Source organism: Mesorhizobium sp. (assembly GCF_004962245.1).
Classification (GTDB): domain Bacteria; phylum Pseudomonadota; class Alphaproteobacteria; order Rhizobiales; family Rhizobiaceae; genus Mesorhizobium.
The window spans coordinates 1-2,049 of sequence record NZ_SUHQ01000088.1; the positions used below are offsets into that span (position 1 = coordinate 1).

The following is a 2,049-nucleotide window of genomic DNA, read 5'->3' on the forward strand; positions in this document are numbered from 1 at the left end:
ATTTTTCCGGCCGCGCGGCGTCATTCTTCTCGGCCTCCTCGATGGCGCGCATCAGGTCAGGATCGTCTCGCTCGGCCACTTCACGTATATAGGTGTTGCCCTCGATCGCGAGCTGCGCCGCGCGGCCAATCGCCTCTTCCAACGCTTGTTCGCCTCGCTGTCTCATCCGGTCGGTCTCCTGCCGCTCGTCTTCGCTCACCTCACGATAGCGATAACTGCCGGTTTCAGAGTCCTGCTCCGGTTCGACCTTTTCCAGGTCGACCAGCATGTTTGCCCTGGCTTCGATCTCGATCAGCACTTCATTCGCGGCCTCAACGGCCGCCGCGCCATGCTTGGCGATCGCGGCGTTCAACTGCTCCGCTTCAACGTCGCGCTCAGCGGTGGGAAGCATCTCTTCCCTGCCCTGCCCTTCCGTCGCCTCGTTTCGCTGCTCATGCAGCGCCATTAACTCGCGACGCTGATTGACGTGATCACGCGCCAGGTTGGCAACCTCATCAAAATCGCTCCGGTCGTCAGGCCCAACACTTCTTTCAAGTTTGAACAGCGCCGTTTCGACTTGCTTTTCGTAAACCTCAAATTCAGCCCTGGATGTTTCGCGCACGTCCTGACCCTCCAATACGAGTTTTTGCAATGTTACCAGATTGGCGCGGAATTTTGAGCCGAAATCTGCATGCACCACATTTGGTGTAGCTTCCGCCTGACCTGCCGAAAGGCTTGCTGTCAAATGGTCCCGCTGCTGTTCTGCATAGGCGACGATCCGTTGATCACCGCTGGCAAGCGCGATTTTCTGCCAACTCTGCGTTGCCTTTATGGCATACTCACGGCTCCTCTCGGCCTTCGCCAGACTTCTCCGGCCGCCCCGCTTGGCGTCGTACCGTCCCTGCGCCGTTTCGCTGGTCCCGACGTGCTCGGTCCGCCCTTCCCTGCTCACCGGCCTCACCTGATTGCGGGTAAAGGCGGGCGGAGCGGCGAACTCGCGACGATCGGTCATCTCCATCGCTATTCCCTGCGCCCGGGCCTTCTCCGCCATTGTGCCCCGCCACTCGCGAAACACCTGAGGCGTCGTCTCGATCCGATCACCCGATTCCGATCGCATCGTGATGATCGCGTGCGCATGGACATGTGGCCGCTTGCCCCCCTCGCCTTCTTCCTTCGGATCATTGGCCGGATCATGCATGGCAAACACATAGCGATGGCCAGCGAACTGCTCGGCAAGGAATTCGCGTGCAGCGTTTTCAAACGCCTCGACATTCGTGCCGGCCCGGGCCGACAGGATCAGGTGCATCACGTCGCGGCCTTTGCGGCTGTGCAGATCACCGCGCCATTCCTTTTGCACCAGGTCGCCAGCGAGCTTTTCGTCACCGATGACTTGGCCGCGGTCGTCGCGAACGTTGCCGTCATGACGTTCGACCAGGCTCCGCAATTTGCTGGCGCCATACTCGACACCGTTGCCGTAGCCCTGGAACGAGAACTGCGCCGCCACATCCTGCGCGGCCGCACTCGCGTCATATCGCGCTTGAATGATTCCGGCGGCCTTGTCGTCGCCAGTCAGCCGCTCCCCCTGCCCACTTCTGAGAACGACCGCTCCTTGAACCGTCAGCGCGCCGTCGGCCTGGTGCGTGACAGCGTAAGCATAGCGTCGATCGCCGAACGTGCTCGTCAAACTGTTCCTGACCAGCTCATGCATCGCCTCGTCTGACGAAACCGCCGCAGTCGAAATCTCGACGGTGAAGCTGCCGATATCGCGGCTCTCTGCGCGGTTCTGGAACAGATGATTCCAGTCGCCCCGCAACCGCGCCAGATCCTCGCGGCTACCAATGCGCTCGCCATTCTCGTTCTCGACCGCTAGCTCGCCGCCGCGCGACACATAATTCAGCATCGCCCCTACCCTCGCGCCGCCGCCATAGGATGCCATTTTGACGACCGCTGGCTGGCTGCCCTGGGCAACCGCCGCTAGCCGCGCTTCCATTGGGCGGGCCGCTGCTGACCGCGCCTTAGTCGCGAAGATCGACCGGGCGGCCGCTCGCCGCGTTTTGGGCTGGCTGCCAC

At 61.8% G+C, this 2,049-nt stretch carries 1 protein-coding gene; it reads right to left on the reverse strand.

Annotation, left to right across the window (positions count from 1 at the left end; genetic code table 11):
* Positions 1-2,049, reverse strand: a 2,049-nt coding sequence (locus tag E5X88_RS33435) for a conjugal transfer protein TraA (protein ID WP_292168537.1), incomplete at both ends; no start/stop codon positions are given.